General features: G+C 41.2%; 23 protein-coding genes and 2 tRNA genes. 18 read left to right on the plus strand and 7 right to left on the minus strand.

Annotated elements, in window-relative coordinates; all coding sequences use genetic code 11:
- Positions 1-129: 129 nt before the first annotated feature.
- Positions 130-2,595: a bifunctional UDP-N-acetylmuramoyl-tripeptide:D-alanyl-D-alanine ligase/alanine racemase gene (locus AC1D0K_RS22445; protein ID WP_477395228.1), complete on the minus strand. Its 2,466-nt coding sequence runs from the start codon at positions 2,593-2,595 to the stop codon at positions 130-132.
- A 62-nt stretch (positions 2,596-2,657) separates the two neighbouring features.
- Here AC1D0K_RS22445 and AC1D0K_RS22450 point away from each other — a divergent pair, with 62 nt between their 5' ends.
- From AC1D0K_RS22450 to AC1D0K_RS22475, 6 genes are all read left to right on the plus strand, one after another.
- Entirely contained in the window at positions 2,658-3,140 is a 483-nt protein-coding gene (locus tag AC1D0K_RS22450; RefSeq protein ID WP_295715028.1) for a regulatory protein RecX, read from the plus strand.
- A gap of 123 nt (positions 3,141-3,263) precedes the next feature.
- A tRNA-Gly gene (locus AC1D0K_RS22455) sits at positions 3,264-3,336 on the plus strand.
- A 51-nt stretch (positions 3,337-3,387) separates the two neighbouring features.
- Positions 3,388-3,472: transfer RNA gene (locus AC1D0K_RS22460), tRNA-Leu, on the plus strand.
- 244 nt (positions 3,473-3,716) lie between these two features.
- On the plus strand, positions 3,717-4,946 hold the full coding sequence (locus AC1D0K_RS22465) for a site-specific integrase (protein ID WP_477395231.1): 1,230 nt from the start codon (positions 3,717-3,719) through the stop codon (positions 4,944-4,946).
- A 107-nt stretch (positions 4,947-5,053) separates the two neighbouring features.
- Positions 5,054-5,323, plus strand: a complete 270-nt coding sequence (locus AC1D0K_RS22470) for a hypothetical protein (RefSeq protein WP_477395232.1) — start codon at positions 5,054-5,056, stop codon at positions 5,321-5,323.
- A gap of 2 nt (positions 5,324-5,325) precedes the next feature.
- Positions 5,326-5,988, plus strand: a complete 663-nt coding sequence (locus tag AC1D0K_RS22475) for a hypothetical protein (RefSeq protein ID WP_477395234.1) — start codon at positions 5,326-5,328, stop codon at positions 5,986-5,988.
- 17 nt (positions 5,989-6,005) lie between these two features.
- Here AC1D0K_RS22475 and AC1D0K_RS22480 read toward each other — a convergent pair whose 3' ends face one another.
- Positions 6,006-6,707 (minus strand): hypothetical protein, encoded by a 702-nt coding sequence (locus AC1D0K_RS22480; RefSeq protein ID WP_477395236.1) that lies wholly within the window; start codon positions 6,705-6,707, stop codon positions 6,006-6,008.
- Positions 6,708-7,016: 309 nt separating this feature from the next.
- Between AC1D0K_RS22480 and AC1D0K_RS22485 the strand changes: the two genes are divergently transcribed.
- From AC1D0K_RS22485 to AC1D0K_RS22505, 5 genes are all read left to right on the plus strand, one after another.
- A complete protein-coding gene (locus AC1D0K_RS22485; protein WP_477395238.1) occupies positions 7,017-7,286 on the plus strand; it encodes a helix-turn-helix domain-containing protein in 270 nt (89 codons plus the stop codon).
- Positions 7,287-7,453: 167 nt separating this feature from the next.
- The gene (locus tag AC1D0K_RS22490) at positions 7,454-7,594 is read left to right on the plus strand and encodes a hypothetical protein (RefSeq protein WP_477463104.1); all 141 of its coding nucleotides are present in this window, start codon (positions 7,454-7,456) and stop codon (positions 7,592-7,594) included.
- Between the two features lie 224 nt (positions 7,595-7,818).
- The gene (locus AC1D0K_RS22495) at positions 7,819-8,196 is read left to right on the plus strand and encodes a MobC family plasmid mobilization relaxosome protein (protein WP_477395241.1); all 378 of its coding nucleotides are present in this window, start codon (positions 7,819-7,821) and stop codon (positions 8,194-8,196) included.
- Entirely contained in the window at positions 8,186-9,166 is a 981-nt protein-coding gene (locus AC1D0K_RS22500) for a relaxase/mobilization nuclease domain-containing protein (protein ID WP_477395243.1), read from the plus strand. Before AC1D0K_RS22495 ends, AC1D0K_RS22500 begins: the two co-directional genes overlap by 11 nt.
- A 39-nt stretch (positions 9,167-9,205) precedes the next feature.
- Positions 9,206-9,817 carry a hypothetical protein gene (locus AC1D0K_RS22505; protein WP_477395245.1) on the plus strand — a complete coding sequence of 204 codons (612 nt, stop codon included), beginning with the start codon at positions 9,206-9,208 and terminating at the stop codon, positions 9,815-9,817.
- A 464-nt stretch (positions 9,818-10,281) separates the two neighbouring features.
- Here the strand turns inward: AC1D0K_RS22505 and AC1D0K_RS22510 are convergent, their stop codons facing one another.
- A complete protein-coding gene (locus AC1D0K_RS22510) occupies positions 10,282-11,235 on the minus strand; it encodes a hypothetical protein (RefSeq protein ID WP_477395247.1) in 954 nt (317 codons plus the stop codon).
- Positions 11,236-11,492: 257 nt separating this feature from the next.
- On the opposite strand from AC1D0K_RS22510, the gene AC1D0K_RS22515 reads away from it, so the two are divergent.
- Complete coding sequence (locus tag AC1D0K_RS22515; protein WP_477395249.1) at positions 11,493-12,047, plus strand: hypothetical protein; 555 nt, start codon at positions 11,493-11,495, stop codon at positions 12,045-12,047.
- Positions 12,040-12,849: a TIGR02391 family protein gene (locus AC1D0K_RS22520; protein ID WP_477395251.1), complete on the plus strand. Its 810-nt coding sequence runs from the start codon at positions 12,040-12,042 to the stop codon at positions 12,847-12,849. The genes AC1D0K_RS22515 and AC1D0K_RS22520 overlap by 8 nt, the downstream gene beginning before the upstream one ends.
- 27 nt (positions 12,850-12,876) lie before the next feature.
- On the opposite strand, the gene AC1D0K_RS22525 is transcribed toward AC1D0K_RS22520, so the two are convergent.
- Together AC1D0K_RS22525 and AC1D0K_RS22530 are read right to left on the minus strand one after the other, a co-directional pair.
- Positions 12,877-13,494 (minus strand): hypothetical protein, encoded by a 618-nt coding sequence (locus tag AC1D0K_RS22525; protein ID WP_477395253.1) that lies wholly within the window; start codon positions 13,492-13,494, stop codon positions 12,877-12,879.
- Positions 13,485-14,285, minus strand: coding sequence for a hypothetical protein (locus AC1D0K_RS22530; protein WP_477395255.1), 801 nt, complete (start codon positions 14,283-14,285; stop codon positions 13,485-13,487). Before AC1D0K_RS22530 ends, AC1D0K_RS22525 begins: the two co-directional genes overlap by 10 nt.
- A 450-nt stretch (positions 14,286-14,735) precedes the next feature.
- On the opposite strand from AC1D0K_RS22530, the gene AC1D0K_RS22535 reads away from it, so the two are divergent.
- From AC1D0K_RS22535 to AC1D0K_RS22545, 3 genes are all read left to right on the plus strand, one after another.
- Complete coding sequence (locus AC1D0K_RS22535) at positions 14,736-15,098, plus strand: hypothetical protein (protein ID WP_477395270.1); 363 nt, start codon at positions 14,736-14,738, stop codon at positions 15,096-15,098.
- A complete protein-coding gene (locus AC1D0K_RS22540; RefSeq protein WP_477395268.1) occupies positions 15,061-15,798 on the plus strand; it encodes an IS110 family RNA-guided transposase in 738 nt (245 codons plus the stop codon). The genes AC1D0K_RS22535 and AC1D0K_RS22540 overlap by 38 nt, the downstream gene beginning before the upstream one ends.
- Before the next feature lie 688 nt (positions 15,799-16,486).
- Positions 16,487-17,317: a carboxypeptidase-like regulatory domain-containing protein gene (locus AC1D0K_RS22545; RefSeq protein ID WP_477395257.1), complete on the plus strand. Its 831-nt coding sequence runs from the start codon at positions 16,487-16,489 to the stop codon at positions 17,315-17,317.
- A gap of 353 nt (positions 17,318-17,670) precedes the next feature.
- On the opposite strand, the gene AC1D0K_RS22550 is transcribed toward AC1D0K_RS22545, so the two are convergent.
- Positions 17,671-18,447 (minus strand): transposase, encoded by a 777-nt coding sequence (locus AC1D0K_RS22550; RefSeq protein WP_477395259.1) that lies wholly within the window; start codon positions 18,445-18,447, stop codon positions 17,671-17,673.
- Positions 18,448-18,608: 161 nt separating this feature from the next.
- Here AC1D0K_RS22550 and AC1D0K_RS22555 point away from each other — a divergent pair, with 161 nt between their 5' ends.
- Positions 18,609-18,902, plus strand: coding sequence for a hypothetical protein (locus tag AC1D0K_RS22555; RefSeq protein WP_477395261.1), 294 nt, complete (start codon positions 18,609-18,611; stop codon positions 18,900-18,902).
- A gap of 131 nt (positions 18,903-19,033) precedes the next feature.
- Positions 19,034-22,024 carry a hypothetical protein gene (locus AC1D0K_RS22560; RefSeq protein ID WP_477395264.1) on the plus strand — a complete coding sequence of 997 codons (2,991 nt, stop codon included), beginning with the start codon at positions 19,034-19,036 and terminating at the stop codon, positions 22,022-22,024.
- Between the two features lie 714 nt (positions 22,025-22,738).
- On the opposite strand, the gene AC1D0K_RS22565 is transcribed toward AC1D0K_RS22560, so the two are convergent.
- Positions 22,739-23,722 (minus strand): recombinase zinc ribbon domain-containing protein, encoded by a 984-nt coding sequence (locus AC1D0K_RS22565; protein ID WP_477441573.1) that lies wholly within the window; start codon positions 23,720-23,722, stop codon positions 22,739-22,741.

Raw genomic sequence — 23,722 nt, forward strand, 5'->3', positions numbered from 1 at the left:
GATGTTCATCATAACTGATATTATCAGTTTGCGGGTTTGAATGTAAAATTTACCATATATTCTTAACACAAACACAGCAATGTTTTTGTCCATTTTTTATAAAAATCGCCTTTAAAGCGCGTTCAATGCCTACTCGTAAAAGTATACTCTTTTTACCCGTTGCGAAACATTAGTTAATATTTCATAAGGGATGGTGCCTATTTGCCTGGCCAGTTCCTCTATGCGCTGGTGTTGCCCATCAAATATAATTACCTCATCGCCTTCCTTTACATCAAGGCCGGTTACATCAAGCATACACATATCCATTGTAATGTTACCAATGGTTGGCACCAAACTGCCTTTTACCAGCATTTTACCTATCCCGTTTCCAAATGCGCGCAGATAGCCATCGGCATAACCAATACGTACGGTAGCTATTTTACCATCTTTTGCCAGCATACCGCTCCTGCTATAGCTAATGGTATCCCCGCCTTTAATTTTTTTAACCTGGGCTATACTTGTTTTTAAACTGGCAATAGGCTGTAAGGCATTATCCGCAGCAGGTACGGCCGAATCTATTCCGTATAAGCCAATCCCCAGCCTAACCATATCATATTGCGCCGCAGGCCACCGAATGATGCCCGCTGTATTACATAAGTGTTTAATCACCTTATAACGCAGCGTTTTCTCAATCTCTTTAAACGCTTTTTCAAAGCGCTTTATCTGGGTTTGGGTAAATTCATCGTGTATGGCAGCCTCGCTCGCTACAAGATGTGAAAATACCGACTGAATATGCACATAACGGTTCTCTTCCAACAAATCGCAAAGGGTTTCAATCTCATGATTTTCGAAACCCAGCCTATGCATGCCGGTATCTATTTTAATGTGTACCGGGTAATTTATAATATTTCGGGCTAACGCGTATTCTACAAAATCATCAAGCAAGCCAAAACTATAAATTACCGGCTCCAGCTTATACTCCGTTAACTTATCAAATGCAGTGGCTTCGGGGTTAAGTACCATCACCGGTAAATTAATCCCGGCCTGCCGCAGGGCAACACCTTCATCAATATAGGCCACAGCCAAGTAATCAACCTTGTTGTATTGCAACATATTGGCCACCTCAAAAGTGCCGCTGCCATAGCTAAATGCCTTCACCATGGCCATTACCTTTACACCCGGCTTTATTTTAGTTTTATAAAAATTAAGATTACTAAGCAATGTATTCAGGTTAATCTCCAACACCGTTTCGTGAGCCTTTTGCGCCAGTGCACGGCTAATGCGCTCAAATTCAAAACTGCGCGAGCCTTTTATCAGGATAGTTTCTTCCTTAAAATTAAGTTGCTTTAATTGCAGCAACATCGCTGGAGTGTCCTCAAAAAAGTGCTGTTCGGCAATATTGAAAAAGCTTTGATGGGCCATCAACGCCTCACCCACTCCAATAAATTTATCAACCTCTTTATTGCTGATAAGATCAGCCACCTGGCGATACAAAACATCCTGTGATAAACCAGACTGATAGATATCAGACAGGATCAAGGTCTTTTTTTGATGCTGATTTTGCTGCCCTAAAAAGTTAAGCGCAATTTCAAGAGATTGCAGATCGGAATTGTAGGAGTCATCAATTACCGAACAGTTGTTTACTCCGTTCTTTAGCTCCAGGCGCATGCTAACCGGGCTAAGGCGCTCTATTCTTTTATCAGCTTCAACCGCGGTATAACCCAGGGCCAGCATGGTTGCCCAGCAAACAATAGCGTTTTCAATGGATGCCTGGTCAGAAAAAGGGATCAGGCATTCTATTTCTTTGCTTTGGTAGTAAGCCCGCAGGTAATAGTTTTTTGATATCGCCGTCTCGCTAAATACATACAAATCGGCCTGGCTAAATTTACGGCTCCAGGTAAAGGTTTCTTTAGCTGTAATATCATCCTGGTAATCTATGAGCTGGTCATAATTATAAATAAGCTTATTGCTGTTTTTAAACAACCGGAGCTTTTCCAATACCTTTTGCCGGGGACTGCTGAAACCCTCATCATGCGCGGTACCGATGTGGGTTAGTACACCTATCTGGGGTTTAATGATTGCCTCCAGTTTATCCATTTCATTAATGGTAGATATACCGGCCTCAAAAATGCCAAGATTGTTATGGCTATTAATCTGCCATACCGAAAGCGGTACTCCAATTTGAGAGTTATAACTTTTAGGATTGCGTACAATATTTTTATCGGCTACCAGTAACTGGTATAGCCATTCCTTCACTATGGTTTTGCCGTTGCTACCGGTTATGCCTATAACCTGCAAGTTAAATTTGTTACGATGATAGGCCGATAAAGCTTGCAAAGCGCTTAAGGGATCGGCCACTATCAAAAAATTAGCATCGGGCAGGTTAAACTCCGGGCCATGCTCCACCACAAAATTACGTACGCCGCTGGCATAGGCCTCGGCAACAAATTCATGCCCGTTGCGCCTGCCGCTTAAAGCAAAAAACAGCCCCTCGGCAGGGTTATTTATCCTTCGGCTATCGGTAAACAATATACTAATGGTATATTGTTTTACAATATTACCCTCGGCATTAATAATTTGCTTTACCTGCGTTATGGAGTATTGGTTGCTAAACATGGTACGAATTTGCTTATATTAATCTAACAATAGAAGATTTTTTACCGAATTTTGGTTTTCAGATGGATGCCCCTAAAAAAATCAAGATCACCGACCCTAAGGTAGCTTTGGCTAAAGCCGAGCATTTTTGTGCCTACCAGGAACGATCACAACAGGAAGTACGCGACAGGCTTTATGAATGGGGATTATGGCCCGATGCCGTGGAGCAAATAATAAGCCAGCTGATAGAAGGCAACTTTTTAAACGAGGACAGATTTGCTAAAGCATATACCAAAGGTAAATTTAACCAGAAAGCCTGGGGCAAAATAAAGATAAAACAAGGCCTTAAATTAAAACGGGTACCCGAGATATTAATAAAAAAAGCGCTTTTAACTATTGATGCAGATGACTACATGGCGGCCTTAACCAAGTTATTAGATAGAAAAGCGAACACCCTTACCGAGAAAAATCACCTAAAACGCAGATACAAGCTTCAACAGTATGCCATGAGCCGGGGATATGAGACCGACCTCATCTCTGACGTTTTGAAAGCCAGTGAGTTATAAACTATTTGAAAAAAAGTAAGAATTTTGCTTGCAGAGTTTACTTTTCTGTCTATATTTGCACTCCCGCAAACGAGATAGGCACACGGTTAACCGCAAAGCAACTCAAAGCAGGGAAGCACCAACGCGAAAGTAGCTCAGTTGGTAGAGCACGACCTTGCCAAGGTCGGGGTCGCGAGTTCGAATCTCGTCTTTCGCTCAAAGCCCTTCTGTTAAAAGAAGGGTTTTATTTTTAAAAGGTTAATCACCTGCTCAGATGGTGGAACTGGTAGACACGCAGGACTTAAAATCCTGTTCCCGTAAACGGAGTGCGGGTTCGATTCCCGCTCTGAGTACTGAAGCTGATGTCAAACGCTTCAAAAAGCCCTTAAATCAATGATTTAGGGGCTTTTTTATTTAAAACCCCTCCAAAAGATTCATTCAAGCGCATGTTTTAGTTGAACGATTCGTTGAACTCGTGAGAGCAAAGAAAATCGTTCAACGAAAAGCTTACAATCAACTGTATATCAAGATATTCAAAATCCAAACATCTTGATAAAAAAGCCAACAAAATCGACATTTGTTTAACCTTTTTATTGAATGATTATGTTAGAAAAAAGCTTCGGATTAATGTTCTTTATGCGCAAACCCAAAAACAGCCCAAACGGTATTTATCCTATTTACCTAAGAATTACAGTTGATGGTAAGTCCAGTGAACTATCTACCAAAAGAAAATGTCACACCTCTTCCTGGAATGCGAAGATGGGCCGATCTATTGGTAACAAAGAAGCCATCAGGGAATTAAACGCTTTCCTGGATGCGCTCATGCAGCAGGTTTACCAAGCCAAGCGGCGACTTATGGAGGCCGACAAGGAATTAACATCAGAGGCAATAAAAAGAAACATGACAGGGACGGACGAGGAAAAAAGAACAATCATTGAGGTATTCAATAAGCATAACCAACAGTTGAAAGCACTTGAGGGGACGGAATTTGCGAGCAATACCATCAAGCGATACGCGACAACGCTGGAGCATACAAAGAGCTTCCTAAAATGGAAATACAGCGCAGAGGACCTTGACATCAGAAAATTGGATCATGAAACGATAACTGAATTTGATTTCTGGTTAAAAGGCATTCAAAAGTGCAACCATAATTCGACCATGAAATATCTGTCAAATTTTAAAAAGATTGTTTTAATTGCCGTTAAAAACAAATGGTTACAGTCAGATCCATTCGCAAATTTCAAATTCACTAAAAAGCTGGTTCAGCGCCTTGCGTTAACTGAGCACGAATTAAACATCATAGCCACAAAAAACCTTAAAAACGAGCGCCTACAGAGAGTAAGGGATATTTTCATTTTTAGTTGCTACACCGGTCTCTCTTACGCGGATGTTCAAAAACTACGGACTTATGAACTTCATATAGGCATCGATAAAAGTCTATGGATCTTTACAACTCGGCAGAAAACTGGCGCTGCGACCAGAATGCCACTAATGCCAGAGGCCTTAGCCGTTGTTGAAAAATATAAAGAACATCCCAAATGCATTGTAAGCGGATTGCTCCTTCCTATTTTAAGCAACCAAAAGATGAACTCCTATCTGAAAGAAATAGCAGATACCTGCGACATAGATAAACCGCTCACATTCCATATCGCCAGGCATACATTTGCTACCACGGTTACACTGAATCATGGCGTGCCTATAGAAACTGTTTCAAAAATCCTGGGACACTCATCCATTAAACAGACGCAACATTATGCCAAATTGACTGATAATAAAGTGAGCGATGATATTAACCAGCTAATTACCAAACGCAGGCAGATAGGTTAATATTAAAATAACCAGCATTTACAATAATTAAAAAACGCTAAGACAATTGGACATCCTTATACCGCTTCAAAACCTTTGAAATAGATAATTATTTTAGTTAATTTTGTATGACAACATTACAACAGATCATGCGCAGCACAATAAAAGACGTACGTTCCAAATCGATATTTGAGTTATCGTCACAGGAACTAGCCGACAGGCTTCGTCCAACCGCTGACGCCGTTAAGCGTGAAACATTCAATAGAAACGGCTACCTCACTTACTTCGATAAGGCCGTTTGTCCCGATACCAGTTACATGGTACATGAGTATCGCGATAGAAAAGAGCTGGTACGAATAGATGATAAAGGTGCAGCACATCTGATCAAAAGCCTTTAGTTATGACATTGAATAACCCGCAACTACTAATCGTAGCGGGGCCGAACGGTGCAGGTAAATCTACCTTTTCAAAAGATATATCTGCTGCCGGTGCATTTATCTTTGATGCCGACAAAGAGGCTGCAAGGATTGAAGCACGTTATCCCGGCCTGCCAGGCGAAAGCGTTTCTTACGCAGTTGAGCAATATTTTCTGGACTGTATACTGGAAGCATTAAACAACAAAACAGATTTTACGGTAGAAACAAATTTCAGGGATGCCGGACTGATGAATACCGTAAACCGGTTCAAGGAAAACGACTATGTTGCCAGCATAGTTTATATCGGCCTGGGCGATGTTAAGCAATCCATGGATCGTGTGAGTGCACGAGTAAAGGGAGGCGGTCATTTTGTGGACACAGGTAGCATCCATTATAATTATATCGAAGGATTAAAAAACTTTGAATACTTCGCGGATCGTTTCGACAACCTGGAATTCATTGATGCCAGTGAAAATTTATACGAACTAAAGTCATTACTAAGCGTACAGAACCGACAAGTTGTTTTTGTCAGTAATGATTTACCTAAGTGGGCTAAACCTGTTGTCTCGTCAATTGTAAAGCAATTCAATCCTCGCATGCCGGAACGAGACGACGACAATGAATATCGTCGTGGTCCCCGGCGCTAAACTGTAAGAACCGAGGTTTATGCCCATTTAGAATAAGGGAGGCCATTGACCTCCTTTACCAATTCCAAACCATCCGCTTCCGGGTAAACCTTTTCAAGGTAGCTTTTAAATGCCAGGGTAACCTCGATACTTTGCCATTCCATCATGGTCAGGCAAAGCTCCGGCCAACGTTTTCTTTCCGACATAAAGCCGTATAAAGGCAGGTAAGGCGGAGAATAATCAAAAGCGTTATTAACCAGTTTATCATAGCGCTCTTTCTGAAAATTTCTTCTAAAGTCCCGTACGAGATCGTAAGCCACGACATGCCCGGCACCATGCTTTACCAAATCACCTAAAAAAGGGGAGCCGTCATCCCAAAAGAAAGTGTAGAGGTAATCCCGAAAGCCTCTTTCCGACAATTCGCAAAGATCGACGCTGTAATAGGCATAGGCCGCCTTGAACGTTTCCAGTGAGAAATCATCCCTATGTTTTTCTATAATGAAAGCGATCACCTCGTTTTCTTTTTTGATAGCCAGTTCTATATCCGGTCCTTTCGCCCCCACACCCGGCACTTCTAAGAAAAACCGGGGCTGGGAGAACAGGCCGAAATAATAGCTTTTAAAGTAAATGGTCTGCCGCTCATAGGTAATCATGACATATAAAGGATGCGTAAGCGCACCGTGAAAGTCCACCTCTTTTAAGCGGGTATTGTAATAGGTCTTATAAGTGATCTTGTTCATATGTCCTCGTTCCTTAAAAAAGGAAAAATTATTAAAAATATTTTTTAATGCTTTTTGGTACCCTTTGGCTCCTTCCATCCGCACTCCAAATTATTTAAAGATAGTAAATGCTACCAAATGCGGTTAAACCGTTGGTTTCGATAACAAATGTAAAGATATGTAAAAGTTATGACATATTATATTTTATCATAACATGTTTTATATTTGTATTTGACGCGGGCGTTGAGCGTATAAATCAATGCCCTAATAACCACCTGTTGTCGCAGACTGTGTCAGCAGTATAATATTTAACCAGTTAAAATAAAAGGTATGACAGCAATTGAATTAATCACCCGAGAAGACTTAAGGCAGTTCAAAAATGAACTACTCAGTGAGATCAGAACGATCATAACCCCCGCAAGTAGCGGGACAACCAAACAATGGCTAAAAAGTGCAGAGGTTCGCAAGCTGCTAAACGTTTCGCCGGGCACCTTACAAAACTTGCGAATTAATGGTACACTCCGCTATACTAAGATCGGTGGCATGATGTACTACAAGCTCGAAGACATCCACAAGCTATTGGAAGGAGGTGAAAAATGAGCGGTGCCGATGTCCATAGTAAAACGGCGGCTTACAGCAAATGGATCAAGCGCATGGGTGGCGATGGCCGACTGGTGGCTACTCATGTTAGCCTATTTACAGCACTGTTCATATGTTGGCAGCGGAGCGGCTTCGTCAGTCCATTCGCTATCACCCGCAAGACGTTGATGGCCTACAGCCGTATCGCTTCCATTGCTACCTATCACAAATGTATCCGAGAACTGGATGAATACGGATACATCCGTTACCAACCATCTTATCATCCCCGGCTTGGCAGCCTGGTATGGTGGCCGGACAAATTAGGTTGATAATTTTTGCAAAAAAAGCATGGCTTTACAAAGTGAAGAAGTGCATACCGCTTTGCGGTATGCACAGCCTTATAGAAATACAAATATTTGGCGGCCTTTTTATACGACAGCAAAGAGCGAGTTAATGTTTTTGCTACACAAAAACCCGAATCCACCCCGCTGGGGTGATTCGGAACTCGCTCCCGTTGGTCGATTTTTAAAGCATCAAAAAACGGAATGAACACATGACAGCAACTACTGAAAATAAGACAATAACGAAAGTCCGGACACCCGGCAGACCAAAAAAGACGATCAGGCGGAGTGACTTTTTAATGGTACGCCTAACCCCAACAGAAAGAATCCTGATCGAGGGGCGTGCCAAAAATGCCGGGCTAAAGCCTAGTGAATGGTTTCGCAGAGCTGCTAAAAGCGCCAAGGTTTTTCCGCGATTTACCCCAGAAGAAGCCAGTTGGTTCAGGTTACTGGCAGGGGTAGCAAATAACCTTAACCAGCTGACTCACCTGGCCCATGTGAAAGGCCTGTTTACACTTGCTATGAAATGCCAGACCATACTTAAACAGGTGGAAGAATTAATCACAAAACTCAGCGGCCATGATGGGTAAATCAATCACCGGGAGAAGCTTTGGCGGCTGTGTCCGTTATGTGGTGAATAAGCCGGAAGCTAAAGTATTATCTGTCGAAGGTGTACGAATGCAGAATGCTAACGCTATGATTCAGGATTTCAACCTGCAACGTAAAATGCGGCCGGAGTTAGGCAAAGCAGTTGGGCACCTGGTACTCAGCTGGAGCAAAGAAGACCTGCTCAAATTAAGCGATGATATTTTGGTGGAACGGGCGAAAGAGTATATGGAGAAAGTAGGCATCCGGGATACACAGTATATAATTGTTCGCCACAGCGACCGCGCTCATCCGCATCTCCATTTGATCTATAACAGGGTGGACAATAACGGCAAGACTATTAGTGACAAAAACAACTTCGCTAAGAATGTCAAGGCTTGCAAGGAGATCACCATCAAATACGGTTACCATTTGGGCGAAGGCAAAGACCTGGTTAATCGCCAGGCTTTAAAGGGCAAAGAAAAGATCCGGTACGAATTATACGATGCTATCAAAGCAAGTATGAAATCAGCCACCACTTGGAAACAATTGGAGGCCCAGCTTGCCAGGCAGGGAATTACTATTGCTTATAAATTCCGTAACGGTACCAATGAAGTACAAGGTATATCCTTTGAAAAAGGCAATATCAAAATGAAAGGTTCCGATGTTGACCGGAGTTTGAGCTTTGCCAGGATAGATGCGACTTTAAACCGGAACCAGCAGGTACAGCAGTATCATGCGGCAAGGGAAGCCAATCAGCCATTTGTGGCTAACCAGCTGCGTGAATCACTCCGGCAGAGCGTTCAGGCGGAATACAGCCATAACCCCAGCGCTGGCAAAGGTATATTGGAAGTATTGCTGGAGCCACAATTTGTCGCTGGACCGTCCGATCCAATGGGTGACGCAGATATCGCCCGGAGAAAACGGAAGAAGCATGAAGCGGAACATTCCCAGTCACAGGGAATAAGCAGGTAAACGAATTATAAATCAGGATTAACTTTAAAGCGATTTGTTATGCAAAATGAAGAATTAGAAGAGAAGGTAAATATTATGGAAGAACTCATCCAGGGTTTTGCCGGTAGGGTCAATGTTATGGAGACCAGTGTAGCAGAGTTTCTAAAAAGCTTTATGGAACAATATCGGGGCACATTGGAAACGATTTCAGCACGGATTGAAACGGCTAACAACCGATATGACGATCGAAAAATACAGCAGCAGATCGATGAATTAAAAGATGTTGTAGCGACGGTACCGAAAGTCATTCGCGTGAAAAACAGTCACCACTTAGGTGCTTGGTCAAAAAATTTGATCATTGGCCTGGTGGTTTGTTTTATAATAACGGCCGAATCAGTCGGTACGGCGTTATATTTCTATCATCAAAATGACCGCTTGAATCGCGAAGCCTACAATTTCTGGCTGGTGAGGGCACTTTATCCTGAGGTAGCTAAGACCATTGACACAAGGTTGGCGGAAGATCCAAAGGGCTTTATAGACAAGGCTGAAAAAGCAATGGCCCAACAGCAGGCTATTATTGCTGCTGAAGCGGTAGCCGCACAGGCAGAAAAAGATCAAAAAGAGGCTAAGCGAAAGCTGGAAAAGGTAAAGGCAAATAAGCAACGTAATTAGGATAGCCAGGCCATGCAGCTGCGGCAGGTTACTGCATTACACCACGCGCTACGCGCCGGGTTCCCTTTCGCAGACAGCCTTGCTGCCGCACACAGGCAAGTATTCGTTCCTCATACACGCCTGTCTTCCAGCCGCACATAAAAAAACCACAACACCACAATCACAAAGTTAGCGACACAGGGAAACAGTCAAGGGTATAATAAACCGCGGCTATCGCAGCGGCCCTTGACAATTTTCCTGTTGGATATTTTTCGGCGCGTCGGTAGCTGTACTCATGATAGAAACGGTTGTTTAAGTAAATGTAAGAAATTTTCATTGTTTAAATTAAAGGTTTGCTACGGCCTGTGCAAGGATAAATATAAAGCGATGTGGCTCATATAATACTTCACTAACTATAAAATCTTCACCCAAACCCCATTACTATGATAATCCTACCGATCAACACAATCAGTTGAACTAAATTGCTATGATGATTTACTTTGTTGGTAAAGAAAGTCAAAAAGTGATTGTTTATCATGCTGTGTTTGCAATGGAAAGTGTCCGCCATGCGCAAATGCGGGTTGGTTCGCATGCCTGGAATAGATCCGGACGTTAAAATCTTCCGGAACCGCTATCCCCATACTGAGGTAATCGAAATCCGTTTGATAGATCTGGTCGTAGGAGGTGTAGCCCGATCCCGGGAACGAAACCTTATATTCCGTGTTATATAAAGGCTGAAAATGTTTGATCAGGCTGGCTTCAAATAAGGTGACTTTTTGCTGTGCGGAGACGCGCTTCCCCGCTTTCTTTCTCATCGTATTGAAGCTTTCCTCCAAAACATCGATGTTCGTGGAGGCCATTACAAATGCCGAAACATTATCAGTACACTGTACAGCAAAACATAATACAAGAATTTCCTCGTTACTGTTTTCTTCAATCACCTGCAAAGCAACTTCCTTGATCTTTTCATGTTTTTCAAGGCGGTTGCGCATATTCCCAAAAGACTGGCCGATGTAAACGATCTCAAGATCGGTGTTCCATTCAGGCACCTGATCACCATATGGCGATGCATCCCCCGTCAACGCCCGGTATGCAAAGACTTTAGAAATCATATCGAAATTTCTGATATCGTAGGCATCACCACGCTCGATATATGTCGTATATCCAGGCACATCGGACTTTTTGATCAGCACCTCTTTTTCATGTTTTCGCTCAAGCCACTGCTTATCATGGTTCCCGTCTAAATAATAAAACCACGATACATTGTGGTCTGCCAGCTGTTCGCAGCGGTCAAAAAAATACTTCTTCCGTTTGGTCACCAGATAGATTTGATATTTGTTAGACTTCATTACCTCTGCGGCTTCCTCTTGTTTGATGTCGCCGGCGTTGAACAGGATGCCCTCGGTGCTGTAAATATGGTAACCTAAGTTAAATTTCATTGTTGCAAAAATAGTTTAAAATGAAAATGTTGCGCATAGTCCTCATCATTTATTGAATGGTGCGATGACGATAAGCGGCGTTGTCAATTGCCTTTGCTTTTGGACGGACGAATGGACGGCCAAAAGCAAAGGGGATGCAGCTCCCGTGAAGCGGCTGAGCGAGAGCGAAGTGGCTGGAACGGTGATTTTAATGTATTTTTATAAAGTTGATACTGCGCAAATAGACTGCGCAGCTGTCATTTTACTTTGCTTGAATTATGGGAGAACATGTAAAAACGTACGACTCGTTCGAAGAAATGATGCAGGCCGCGCAGGTGATGCGTAAGTTCCAGACGATCCACAATGTGATCAGAAAAGATTATATGGAATTGCTACGCCTGACCGAAACACATCAGTCATCCAAAGAAAGCTTTGATGCCTTGTACCGAGCCAGCCTGAGAAGTTTGTTTTCGCTGATAGAAGCCGATATTTCCAGTTTGAACGCGCTGGATGGTTATCCGGGCTATGATGACCGGAAACATGCGCTGATCCCTAAGCTGAAGCAGACCTATAAACAGATCGCCAGGACCTGGCAAAAAGAAGCAGTGCAGCAGCACTATTTTGCTACCAAACTGGAAGCGCTGCTTGCCCTCAAAACCAAACGCGACGAGCTGGTGCATCCCAAGGAGCACGCGCATATCCATGCAGCCAGCGCCGCGGATTTTGAACAACTCAAGAAAGTATTCAGCGATTATGATGATTTCGTCAATGACCTGATGAACGGTTTTTTCGTGGGTTCATCGGTAAAAGTAGACTGGGGGAAAAATGGCTAAGATATTCGATCCTACACCGCCGCAAATACTGGAAGCCATTTGCAGGAGCATCGGCGACATTCCCCAGGGGCTGTCCGGTACAGATATCAACAAGTATTTACAGGATTGCAGAATCATCAATCCCACCCCTGATATAACCAAGTGGAAGCGTTTATACCATGCACTGTCCAACAAACAGGCACATACCGGTAATTCCAACGATATGCTTCGGTTTGTCCAGCTGGCGCTCCATCCCTCCCGGTTCGTCAACTTCGGAGCTGATTATTTTTCAGAAGTGGTAACCGGTGTAAACCGTTCTTTTTCATTTATTGGCCTCCAACTTGGCCTGGACGGCAAATTCAGAAACACGACCATATCGAAAACGATTGATGATGCACAAAAGCGTGCAAATTCGCTGCTGCAAAAACTCAAAGACCGGGACGTGCATGGTGATCTGTTCAAATATTGCACAGCGGAACTTTTGGCCGACAATTATTTTCATGCCGTGTTTGAAACAACCAAAGGCGTTGCCGAAAGGCTGCGTTACTTAGCTCATCTGACGACTGATGGCGCCCCCTTGGTTCAGGAAGCTTTTGCGACTGCCAATCCCATCCTCATTATTAATAATTTTACGAGTGAAACGGATATCAGTGAGCATAAAGGCTTTGCAAACCTGCTGATTGGCTTCTTCGGCATGTTCCGGAATACAACAGCGCACGCTTTAAAAACCACCTGGCTGATGACCGAGCAGGACGCCCTCGAGATCATGACGATCGCTTCACTATGCCACCGAAAACTGGATCGTTCGCATATGATCAGGTAAAACAGCCGTAAACCAGTATTTTAACCGCTAATGACCTGGAACATGACTAAGTTCCGGGATTCCGTTAGCGGTGCAAAAGCCCGTATAGGCAAGAATGGCCTGTTCAGCCAGCTTGCCGTTAACAAATTGTTTCAGCGGGAAGGAGCGCACAATGACCGTACCCTTATCATTGACGCGTACATAATCCGTTGCATCTTTTTTATTGTTCTCCCGGAAATCCTCAAAGTCGCCGTGCCGGGCATCTTTACCGGCTAAAACAACCAGCCGGGTATCCGCATTTTCTGCCGGTGGATAAGCCTTGAGATCGCATTCATCTTCCAGACCAGCGTCGAAGAACGCGGTATCGCTGATCAAAAAAACAGAGAAGCGGATTTCTTTGCCGTCGATAACCCTGGACGCAAAATTAAATTCATACTGGTACATATTCAGCCAATCCCAGGCCCAGTTATCGAGTGAGCCTTTACCGTTTCTTGGCGTGGCGCCGCTGTATTGGCACCAGCCGCCGCCATAACGAAGGCCCAGATGGTTGCCGATAAATTTCATCAGATCCATCACGCGGCGCTGGTATAGATACAGCAATCGGTAAGCGCGCCGGACATCTAAAAATACATTGTCAAAATCAGTATTCAAGTTGTTTAGCTCCATGGGTGGTCAAGATTTGAAATATGGTGAGGTTTGATTGAAGCGCTCAGGATATCCTCAAAATAATTATTATAAATTTTTAATGGACGTAGGTTTGTCAGTACTTGTAGCGAAGCGTGGCGTATCGTTAAATCTTTAAAAGAAGTGTCTTCGAACCAGTCAGCGGTCATATAACCGTGAATGCTGAATCCCAGTAACAGGTCTTCTAAAATACTGATTGCCGAAGCGGAAGCCTGCAGAATATGCCGGGAATGATTGAGCTGCGCGAGCGCATTTCTACAGCTTTTAAGCAAGCGTTCCCACCTGCACATGAATATTGGCATACGGTCTTCTCCATCAGTCAGCACCACGGTTTGTTCAGAGCTGATACCTCCCAGGGCCAGAAGAAACACCGGACGTGCGTCTTCGGCGTATTCATTCAAATAGGCCCGGAATTCCGTCTGCCATTGTAAAGCAGAATGCTGGTCATAATCGTAACGCTTGGCTTCAATGATTAGGTCAAAACCCGGCGTCCGGATAAAAACGTCCGGTTCTACAAACCTGCTGTTCCGCGTCCCGGCGCTGTTCCATAACGGCCAAAACTCGCGTGAAAGAATGCGTGCCGGCTGCGGTAATCCAGGGTCATAACAGGCTTCGGTGAGAATATGCCAGCCAAGCTCCAGTGGCAGGTAAAGCAGCAGGCCGATGATTGTCGAGGTTAGGGAATCTTCCGAAGCCTTGAACAGCTTGCGCCAATGCATCTCACTACTCGATATATTTCGTCCGGCTTTATTGGCGTTAATGGCTTGTAGCATGTTTTATTAAGAGATCGCTAATATACCATCAAAATTGAAATCGCAATGCCAGTTGCCAATAACGTTGTTTGGCCAGTCCTGCGATAGGATCCTCTCCGTTCTGATAATTGAATCCGATGGAGAAAGCCGATGTAGCAAGTCGGGCGATTAAGTTAATCGTCCGGCCTTGCTGCTGAAAAAGCAAAACGACACGTACACCCGTTGGAACCATGCAGTTACGGCAGGCGGCTTCATTGCACCTCGCGCTATCGCGCCGGGTTTCATTGCGCCGTCAGCCTTGCTGCCGCTGGCAGGAGTGAAATTCGTCCCTCATAACACACCTGCCTCCCCCTCCCGCAATATCAATAATCCCATTTCACCGCATCCGGCAAAGTTACCGACCGGCAGATGAAAAGTAAAGCATATATGTTAAAGCGTTGTTCAATAATTTAGCAATAAAAACATAAGCTTATGCAAACTCCACAATTATTTATCGGCATTGATGTCCATAAGAAGAACTGGTCAGTGAGTATCAGGACGGATCTTTTTGATCACAAAACATTTAATATGACGTCCGATCCGGGTATCTTAATAGATTACGTGAACCAACACTTTCAGGGTTATCCTGTCGAATGCTGTTATGAAGCATCTTGTTGCGGATTTTTCCCCTATCGGCAATTAAGCCAGGCTGGCTGGCACGTTAAAGTTCTCAACCCATCAGATATACCACAAAGCGCAAAGAATAAAGATCAAAAGAGTGATAGGTTAGATTGCCGTCACCTTGCCAAGCAAGCAATTGCACTCTGGCCATCTTACGGGCATATATGTACCTGATGAACAGCAGGAGCAGTTAAGGAGCCTTTTCAGGCAAAAGGATAACCTAACCAAAGTCATACGCAAATTAAAAAGCCAAATCAAAGCTGAACTACTTTACTACGGCATCAAAATCCCTTTGCAGTACGATACGCCGAGATGGACAATGGAATTGACAGCTTGGCTTAATAGGTTGGAATGGAAGCACTCATCGGGCCATTCAAGTATGCAGAGCAAACTAAGGCATTTAGATTTTGTACGCCAGGAATGGCTTGCCCTGAATACCGAACTCAGAAAATATGCTTGTACTAACTATGCTGAAGATTATCAATTATTGATGACTATTCCGGGAATAGGGCCCACTATAGCAATCGGCATCCTGGCTGAATTAGGAAATATCAGAAGGTTTAAAAAATTTGACCAGCTCGCCAGTTATGTTGGTTTAATTCCGAGTATTTATAGTAGTGGTGAAACGGTGCAAGTAAGAGGGTTGACATATCGAAGCAAAAGTCTGCTTCGTAGCTATTTGGTAGAAAGTGCCTGGGTTTCTGTAAGAAGAGATCCTACCATGCAAGATTATTATCGCAGCCATAAAGGCAAACAACCCAATAAAATTATTATCAAGGTGGCACATAAACTTTTACGTAGAGTCTGGCATGTAATCAAAACAGGAGAAGGATATAAAATCGGGTTAAAGGAGAACTCTATTGAAGCGAGTTAAATATGGCGTATACGTGTTAGTATATGGAAAACTCTTCGAGTTTACACACATACTAACACGACAAACAATAACAACAATAAAGGATTTCCCGTTTGTACTCAAAAAGAAAAAGGGCGACTGCAATGTGTACCCGGCAGTTATAAGACCAGGTTATTGCACAAAACATAGAGGTGACTGCAATGTGTAGCCTGCGGCTTAACTTAAATAGTCTGCAAAGTCAAGTAGGCAGCGCCTTTTATACAAACCCATAATTAATGCTGGCGGCTTCTTAAGGATGATCGCAAATAGGAGGCTGAGAAACATGGGGTGATCTTTTAATAAAGGCAATAATTACTGCCAGTGAACCCTATTGCCTTTACTGGAAAGCTGGCAAAAGAAAAAAATAAAAACCATTGAATAAAATAAAAAAATAACCATTTTTATATACTACGCTTTACATAGGAGGCTATACAAGCGAAGCATTCTAATTTGTTTTTTAGCAGTGCTTCGTATTCTAAGACTTTTACAAGTTATTTATAAGTTTTTTAATCACAATTAATTGTTGGTTAGGATTGAAAAAGTTATAACTATATCAGAGAGTTTATTTAACAAAAAATAACATTATTGCGCTAAAATCTACGACAGATATAAATCATCTTTGATAGACGCTGTTTTGAATGTTTTATAAAATACTATTAAACAATTAATTATGAAGAGGTATATATGGATAACAGTTTTTTTAATACAAGGTCTTCATGCTTACGCCCAAAACAAGCTAACTGGTGTTGTGGTCGATGATGACGATCATAAGCCTGTCCCGTATGTTAGCATCGGAGTAACCAGTACGCCTAATGGTACGGTTTCAAATGCTGTTGGTGCATTTAGTATTACTTTGGATAATAAAGTTACCAATAATGATACTTTGAAATTCTCAAGTATTGGTTACAGGAACGAGGCTTTTTTGATTAGTGACCTCAAAGAAAGATTAAAAGATGGGCCATTGACAATTTCATTAAAAAAATCGGTAAATCAGCTCAAACAAGTATCTATCGTTTCTAAAAAGGTGCATGTGAAAATCGTTGGTTACGAAAAGGATTCAAAGTTATTTGGTCTGGGCTTCGATGCCAGCGGGGTTGGTTCACAGGCCGGCATTATTATACCAATCAAGCACCCGGAAACTAGTTTGCAAAGTCTTAGCTTTTTAATCATTCAAAACCCTTTCAAGCATTTAGTCTTTCGAATGAATTTGTATAAACTCGTCAACGATAAGCCTGGCAATAACATATTAAGCGAAAATATCTTTATCAATATCGAGGACTACCAAACGGGTAAAATGACATTCGATCTTTCTAAATATATTCTTTATCTGAACAATGATGTCCTATTGACCCTGGAATGGATAGAAGCTCAGCCAGCAACCAATGCCAAGCTTGCTATCGCAGCCGCTGTTTTTGGCCATACCTATTTCAGGCAGGCCAGTCAATCTGCCTGGACAAGAAAAGGGACAGGAATTGGACTTAGTGTTAAAACCAATTATTAAATAAATTTACCAATAAGCTTGATCTCTAATTAATAAAGCTTCTTCCCGCTAAGAATTACTTAACGATTAGCGTCCTCAAAAGCTATCATCTTACCGCAAACGTAAGGTAGCTTTTGTTCATTATCACTAAGCTTATACACAAACGGGGACATTCATTTTGCTTTTTTAGAGATATATAACCTCAAAGGCTTCTTTTATGGTTATTTTCATCTTAACTCGACAACAAAATTCTCATTTTGGCCGGAACCCGTCAAGGGTGTATGAACAGCGCAGCCGCACAAGCCCGCCCTTCGCTGCCCTTGACAGAACCCGTCCAAAATAAGGGAGTTGTTTAAGAGTTTAGATGATAAGCCCTAAGCTGCATATTTCATCAGATCTACATAGCCCGAGCCGCGATTGACAACAGCAAACATTCTGGAAATGATCTTATTGCGTATAACATTTAGCGTACTCATCTTATTTTTCCCCTCGCTCACTCTTCTTTTATAATAGCTTTTCATCTCTGGATTATATGCGCAAGCACATATAGCCACCATGTGGATTAATTTTTTTAGCTGCTTGTTGGATAAACTACTGACTCGTGTTCTTCCTTTTATACTCGTGCCAGACTGGTGTTCAAAAGGAGCAGATTTGACTAATTCATCGAATACCGGTTGCCATACCACTGGTATTGATTGACTGTCGTAAGTGCCGCTCTGTATTGGTTTCCAAAAATTTCTTACAAATTTTTCAAAAGACGGTTTGGATGGCCCTGTGTACCCACTTATTGAATCGTCTTCAGAAATATTTTGTGTGGTAATAAATCTCGCATCAATTTTTTTGCTTGGATAGGTGTCTGAAATTTTCTTCCATCCCTTGAAAATACCTTGAAAAACACTCTCCGGATCAGCATTGGTAAACTCTCGGTAACTAAAACTCGATGAACCAATTTGTTTAGTTTGATAGGCAATGATGGTATCTTTGGTGCCAATTAACACGTCATCAAGTTTGCCTGCTTCCTGGCTTGCAAATTCTACCCATTCTAACTGATTTGATAATAGGTGGTTGTATATTTCTGTGGCAAAAATCTCATATTGAAAAAAGTAGCCGACTATTGCGGATACTTCACCAGTTGTTTTTTCCAGTGACATTTAATTTGTGAATAGCAGTTTGTGTATGGTTCGGGCAGCTTATTCATATCAAATATACCGTTTTCTCAATATCGTTTATTTACTAATGTGGTGACTTATAAGATTACACTGGATACTGCTGATAAATAATTTAGTAACCCCATGATTTTAGCAGTTTATCCATGTCTGCATTAGGTGGAGTAATGAGATTAATTTTGTTGTTTTTTAAGATAAATGAAACGGTTGAGAATACATCACTAATTGTGACATCAAAGCTTGTTCAACAGTTATATCAGGATTATTGCATCCTTAGTGGAAAACCTGATAGCTTTTTAATTCGTTTACCATATGCTCCTTTTTTGCGTTTCTTCGCGCAAATCGGGCCCTATGAAGTAGAAGAGGTGTTGCGGGAACAGTTTCAACCGGCGGCGGACACGTTGCTGGTGAATTTGAATACAATTAAAATGAAGCAATAGGCCTATACTACATCACACAATTCTGGATAAAATGGCAATTTTAGTTGGCTTAGTCTAATAAGTGTTTGTTTTTCTTATATTTAGCCTGATCAAGCCAATAGCGCTTTTTAAAAATTGGCGTTAATTATACTATGAAGTCATTGCTAATTTCAGCACTAATGCTGATGTCAATTCCATGCTTTTCTCAACAAACGCTTACTTCTGTTGATGAAATTAATTTTCGCGAACTTTCAAAATATAATACCCAAAGAAATGGCGATTATGGATCCATTCTAAAGACCTGGTATCTCTTGACTCTATTTCAAGATAACCCGCGAATGTCAGTGTCTGCGGCCGAAGCAAAATTGACTGATTTTGATCAACAGCTCATTTCAGTCAATGGGGGTAAAAAGTATAACGACATTTCTTCGTATTTAAACGATATTGCCGTTGGTGTTTCTGCTGTAGGTCTTCCGAAACCCTTTAAATCAATTGGTGTTGGAGCTGCAGCGCTATCATTTTTGTATAGAAGTGGGTCCGATTTATATACGCGCCTAACCAATAATGCAACGGATAATTACTTTTCAAACCAATTGAACGGATATAATCTTGGCGTTTATGCCACAAACTTGGTATTGGATGACGCCTGGAAACTTTCGCAAACGAACTTAAGCTTTGGCACTGTGCTAAATGCTGCGACCGGCGCCAGCTTCAATGCTTCGCCATTCGAAAATGTCGAGCAACTCATGACTCATAATCCCGACTTTGCCAACCAAGTGTATACTAAGGATATGTTGCAAAAGATCGAGGCTAATCAGCTAATGGAAGGCGATTTGGTTACTCAGTTTTCTAATAAACTAAACGAGCTCAACGAAAGTGAACGACAAAATAATGAACTTATTACTAGGGCTCTGCAAAATCAGGCGACTCAACAGGAAATTGAAAATCAAGCACAAATCGACAACATTAAATTGCAAACTGCGTCTGCCGCGATCAATATTTTTTCCGGCCTGGCGTTTGCTTTTGGCAATAAAAAATTAGCTAACGACATTACGGTCCTTGGAAATAACGCGATTCAAGTCGCATCGGCAATTGACAAGTTTGATCAGGTTGCATCTAAATTCGGTAACGGAGGCAAGTCGGTAAGCTCAATTATTTTATCTGGCGACATAGTAGCCGCAGTGATCAACATTTTTAGCTATTTCTCTTCTGGACCTACACCGGAACAACAAATCATGGAGCAGATTAATGGGCTCGCGAAGATGGTTGATACACTATATGTTCACATGAATAAACGGTTTGATATCGTTGATGAAAAGTTAGATACGATTTATTCAACCATGATCAAAGGTTTTGATGCTTTACAAAAGCAGCAAATCGTCAATGCGGAAATCCTTTCTAATCTTTCAGTTAGCCAGGCAGCTTTACAAACCAAGCTATATAGCATGGATAAAAGCATCATGAATCGCTTGGATCAAAGCTTTAAAGATAATTTACTTACGACATGTTCGGAAATCTTCAGTTATAAGGATGTTATAAAAGATGGAACAATGACCAATGATCAATTTACAAGTTATCTACTGACGCTCGGAAACGGAGTTGGTCGTTCGCTGCAATATAGTACGATGATGAACGATGCCTTGACGTTCACCAATACCGATCTTTACGACAATTTTAGCCGACGGTGCGACAATGAATTGCCCATCAATCTATTTAAAGATATTCTACGAACAAAGGTCGTTGCAACCAATCAAGCCGCCACGCTGCCCGATCCCGGTATATGGATGACGTCAACCAGTGCACTTTTAAAATTGGTCAACGACTTTCCGAAAATAGCTAAACGTAAGGTAAACATAGCGCTATTGGATAATTATATTGCGCAAGGGCAGGCCATTTTGGATTTTCAAACAAGTTTAAAATCCTATAAAGATTCAACAGGCACTCATCCAAATTATAAAATTATCGATGCGTTATTGAAAGCATATAAAGATAATGCAAAAAAGTTCATAGATAATATTTACTGGCCAACCTGTAATCAAATCGTCGCAAACGAATTTAATTCCGTCACTCCGTTTGCTCACAAAGGGACAAGTTTTCCTGCTATCACACATGTGGACCTGGCAGTTAATGGAAAGTCGTTTAAGAATGATGATACCACCTTTTATAAATACTTAGATACAGTGGACTTTATTCCGCAAACACTTGGATTGGGGACAATTCGATTAGATTTTACGAAAGTCAAATCTGGTTGGCAGGGTTGGTCCTATAAATTTACTAAAGTTTCACACAGCAACGTGGCCGGACCTGGCACAGGGGTAGATTATTGTGATGGTGAACAAGACTGGACTGAGGATCTCGACTTTGGATTTAATTTTTCCTATGTAACTGCCGATGGTATTTCAACACCATTTTTAATTTACAAATATGATTATGGAGACGGAGAATTTCCATTTCGGGCATATAATATCTCCTACCAGCGCTATTGGCACGATTCAGCCACTCATCAAATAACGTCTGATTTTAAATACATAAGATTCGGCAACAAGTTATATGATAAAGATCCCGAAACTGTCTTTAAAGAAAACTTTAAGACTATAAGCGCTTTTGTGCAAAGAACATTTAACCACGGATTAAAAGATGGCGCGATTGTTAGGGACACCGCGAATTGGAATAAATTACAAACTAAGTATTTTAAGAAAGCATTTCAAGCAAGAGCAACAGCTTATATGACTGAACTTGAGCGTGATTTCTTAAATGTTTCGACCAATCCAATTGGTAGCAACGCTAAAGCTTCCCTTGATCTCTATTACCAGTTGATTTACGAATACTGCAAGATTGCCTTTCCTAATGATCTCTCAACTGACGAGGATTTGCTAAGATACTTGACCGGAAAGTCTCAAATATTATGCACGAATTCGTGTGTTAAAATTATTGATAATTCTATAAATAACTTGAAAGATGGTTACAACTCTTATTCTGAATTTGACCCGTTAGTTTATTTGGAAGTAAGGACTCAGCATTTGACGGAATATATACATGCTAAACTCGATGCTGATGCTAAAAATTCAGAGAATAATACTTTTGACGATATCGCCTTCAATATTAATCTTTTAAAATTAGAACGAAAGATCCTGACAAATTGAACGCTCTATTAATCGAATATACCCGTTTATACTCGTATAAAATGCTGCAAAAACTTTCCGCCTCTCCAATAGCAGTATGCAAAAGGCAAAAGTAATTATGAGCCGGGGGATTTCCGTTTTTGCAAATGTTTTAACATTTCTAAAGAGCTAATTGCTATTGCTACAATGTAGTTCAAATTTTGAAGATACAGATGAGTTTTCGTACCTTTATAGTATAAGATTTGCAATCAATCTGTATTTAAAAAGTGGTGAGTATTTCGGTGAGTAAGAAATTAAATCCACACAGAATATTGAATATCAGAATTGTATAAGGGGTGTACAAACTCCCTCCGGCAACTATTGTCCTCCTACATATTGCAATCATTGGATATGGTTCGAACCTATCATTCAGTTTTTTATAATTAAAATCATTTTGAATTTCTCTTAAGATCAACCGTTTTGTATATTTGTGATACAGCGATTAATGGCTAAATACCGGGTTGTATAAATCGTTGAATGATCTCTTAAGGATTTGTAACTTATTATAATTTAAGGACTTACAAAGCGGGTTCGATTCCCGCTCTGAGTACTTAAGGAAACAACACATGGTCGTTGTTTCCTTTTTTTATACCCATAAAAATTTACTAATCAAACCGTTACACCACTTTCTGTAACGGTTCGATTTTTCCGTAAATATTTGTTATACCTTTTTGAAATGTAGTCTAAAAAGCAAGTTTAAGATATCTCCTGCCCTGTTTTTTGCTGGTTCGATATCCACTTAAGGATCTTGTTATTTGGGGTATTAGTGAAATTATATGTTTTTGCCATGCGATATAGAAAATCTAAAACCACCACGGCTTCGCTTTCATCTAATTGAATACCATTTTTTATCAGGATCGAAATCGCCCGTCTTGTCGGAACTTTTCTTTCTCTATAACTTTTCATTCCCCTATCCAGAGCCATCCCTTCAAATGTTGCGTTCGGCTTTTTAAAAGACAATATATTTGCCAAAACACTATTAATTTGTATCGATACAGTTCCAGTAGTAATATTAATAGTTGTTGGCGGAATCATACTCACGATATACTTCTTATCCAATATGTCTAGGTTTAAAAAGTTGTGAAATATCTGATTGATAGATCTTCCTTCTACTTTTAATTGTTCCCGAAGTAATTTTAATTTAGATGCATTACTGTTCAACTCTACTCCTACATTGTTACAAATTGCCAGGCTTTCTATCTTAAGTTCTTTAAAGTCATCAAATTTCACCCTATCAGCTACAAACAATTTTCTTGCCTTCGAAATCACCAACCGCTGTTCTTCAAGTTGTTTTATTAATAACCTGCGGTCTTGCAGATATTCAATCCTTTGAACACCAATATTCTCATCCTCCAAAACAAGATCAAACAATCCGACCGATCCATCTAAAAGACGCAATTCCTGCAATCTCTCGTTATAGCTGTTATTTACCAGTTCCGATTTTATCCTTGTCCTACAACCTTTCGAACAATGATAATAAGAATGCTTTTTTGTAGACCCTTTAGAGAAACTTCCAGTGAGCTTTCCTCCACAAACTGGACAAATTAAAAACCTCCTAAGAAAAAATGCATTACTTAACTCATCGGATTTACATGTGATCTTCCGCTTGGTATTGATTATAGCCTGGACTTCATTAAACAAGGATTCAGAGATTAACGGCTCATGAACAGCTTTTATCAA

This window comes from Mucilaginibacter sp. P1_A3 (assembly GCF_056406855.1).

What these genes read in the sequence shown, in the direction of transcription:
- AC1D0K_RS22445 (WP_477395228.1), bottom strand. Translation starts at nt 2,595, where the DNA reads ATGTTTAGCAACCAATACTCCATAACGCAGGTAAAGCAAATTATTAAT.
- AC1D0K_RS22450 (WP_295715028.1), top strand. Translation starts at nt 2,658, where the DNA reads ATGGATGCCCCTAAAAAAATCAAGATCACCGACCCTAAGGTAGCTTTG.
- AC1D0K_RS22465 (WP_477395231.1), top strand. Translation starts at nt 3,717, where the DNA reads ATGATTATGTTAGAAAAAAGCTTCGGATTAATGTTCTTTATGCGCAAA.
- AC1D0K_RS22470 (WP_477395232.1), top strand. Translation starts at nt 5,054, where the DNA reads ATGACAACATTACAACAGATCATGCGCAGCACAATAAAAGACGTACGT.
- AC1D0K_RS22475 (WP_477395234.1), top strand. Translation starts at nt 5,326, where the DNA reads ATGACATTGAATAACCCGCAACTACTAATCGTAGCGGGGCCGAACGGT.
- AC1D0K_RS22480 (WP_477395236.1), bottom strand. Translation starts at nt 6,707, where the DNA reads ATGAACAAGATCACTTATAAGACCTATTACAATACCCGCTTAAAAGAG.
- AC1D0K_RS22485 (WP_477395238.1), top strand. Translation starts at nt 7,017, where the DNA reads ATGACAGCAATTGAATTAATCACCCGAGAAGACTTAAGGCAGTTCAAA.
- AC1D0K_RS22490 (WP_477463104.1), top strand. Translation starts at nt 7,454, where the DNA reads ATGGCCTACAGCCGTATCGCTTCCATTGCTACCTATCACAAATGTATC.
- AC1D0K_RS22495 (WP_477395241.1), top strand. Translation starts at nt 7,819, where the DNA reads ATGACAGCAACTACTGAAAATAAGACAATAACGAAAGTCCGGACACCC.
- AC1D0K_RS22500 (WP_477395243.1), top strand. Translation starts at nt 8,186, where the DNA reads ATGATGGGTAAATCAATCACCGGGAGAAGCTTTGGCGGCTGTGTCCGT.
- AC1D0K_RS22505 (WP_477395245.1), top strand. Translation starts at nt 9,206, where the DNA reads ATGCAAAATGAAGAATTAGAAGAGAAGGTAAATATTATGGAAGAACTC.
- AC1D0K_RS22510 (WP_477395247.1), bottom strand. Translation starts at nt 11,235, where the DNA reads ATGAAATTTAACTTAGGTTACCATATTTACAGCACCGAGGGCATCCTG.
- AC1D0K_RS22515 (WP_477395249.1), top strand. Translation starts at nt 11,493, where the DNA reads ATGGGAGAACATGTAAAAACGTACGACTCGTTCGAAGAAATGATGCAG.
- AC1D0K_RS22520 (WP_477395251.1), top strand. Translation starts at nt 12,040, where the DNA reads ATGGCTAAGATATTCGATCCTACACCGCCGCAAATACTGGAAGCCATT.
- AC1D0K_RS22525 (WP_477395253.1), bottom strand. Translation starts at nt 13,494, where the DNA reads ATGGAGCTAAACAACTTGAATACTGATTTTGACAATGTATTTTTAGAT.
- AC1D0K_RS22530 (WP_477395255.1), bottom strand. Translation starts at nt 14,285, where the DNA reads ATGCTACAAGCCATTAACGCCAATAAAGCCGGACGAAATATATCGAGT.
- AC1D0K_RS22535 (WP_477395270.1), top strand. Translation starts at nt 14,736, where the DNA reads ATGCAAACTCCACAATTATTTATCGGCATTGATGTCCATAAGAAGAAC.
- AC1D0K_RS22545 (WP_477395257.1), top strand. Translation starts at nt 16,487, where the DNA reads ATGAAGAGGTATATATGGATAACAGTTTTTTTAATACAAGGTCTTCAT.
- AC1D0K_RS22550 (WP_477395259.1), bottom strand. Translation starts at nt 18,447, where the DNA reads ATGTCACTGGAAAAAACAACTGGTGAAGTATCCGCAATAGTCGGCTAC.
- AC1D0K_RS22555 (WP_477395261.1), top strand. Translation starts at nt 18,609, where the DNA reads ATGTCTGCATTAGGTGGAGTAATGAGATTAATTTTGTTGTTTTTTAAG.
- AC1D0K_RS22560 (WP_477395264.1), top strand. Translation starts at nt 19,034, where the DNA reads ATGAAGTCATTGCTAATTTCAGCACTAATGCTGATGTCAATTCCATGC.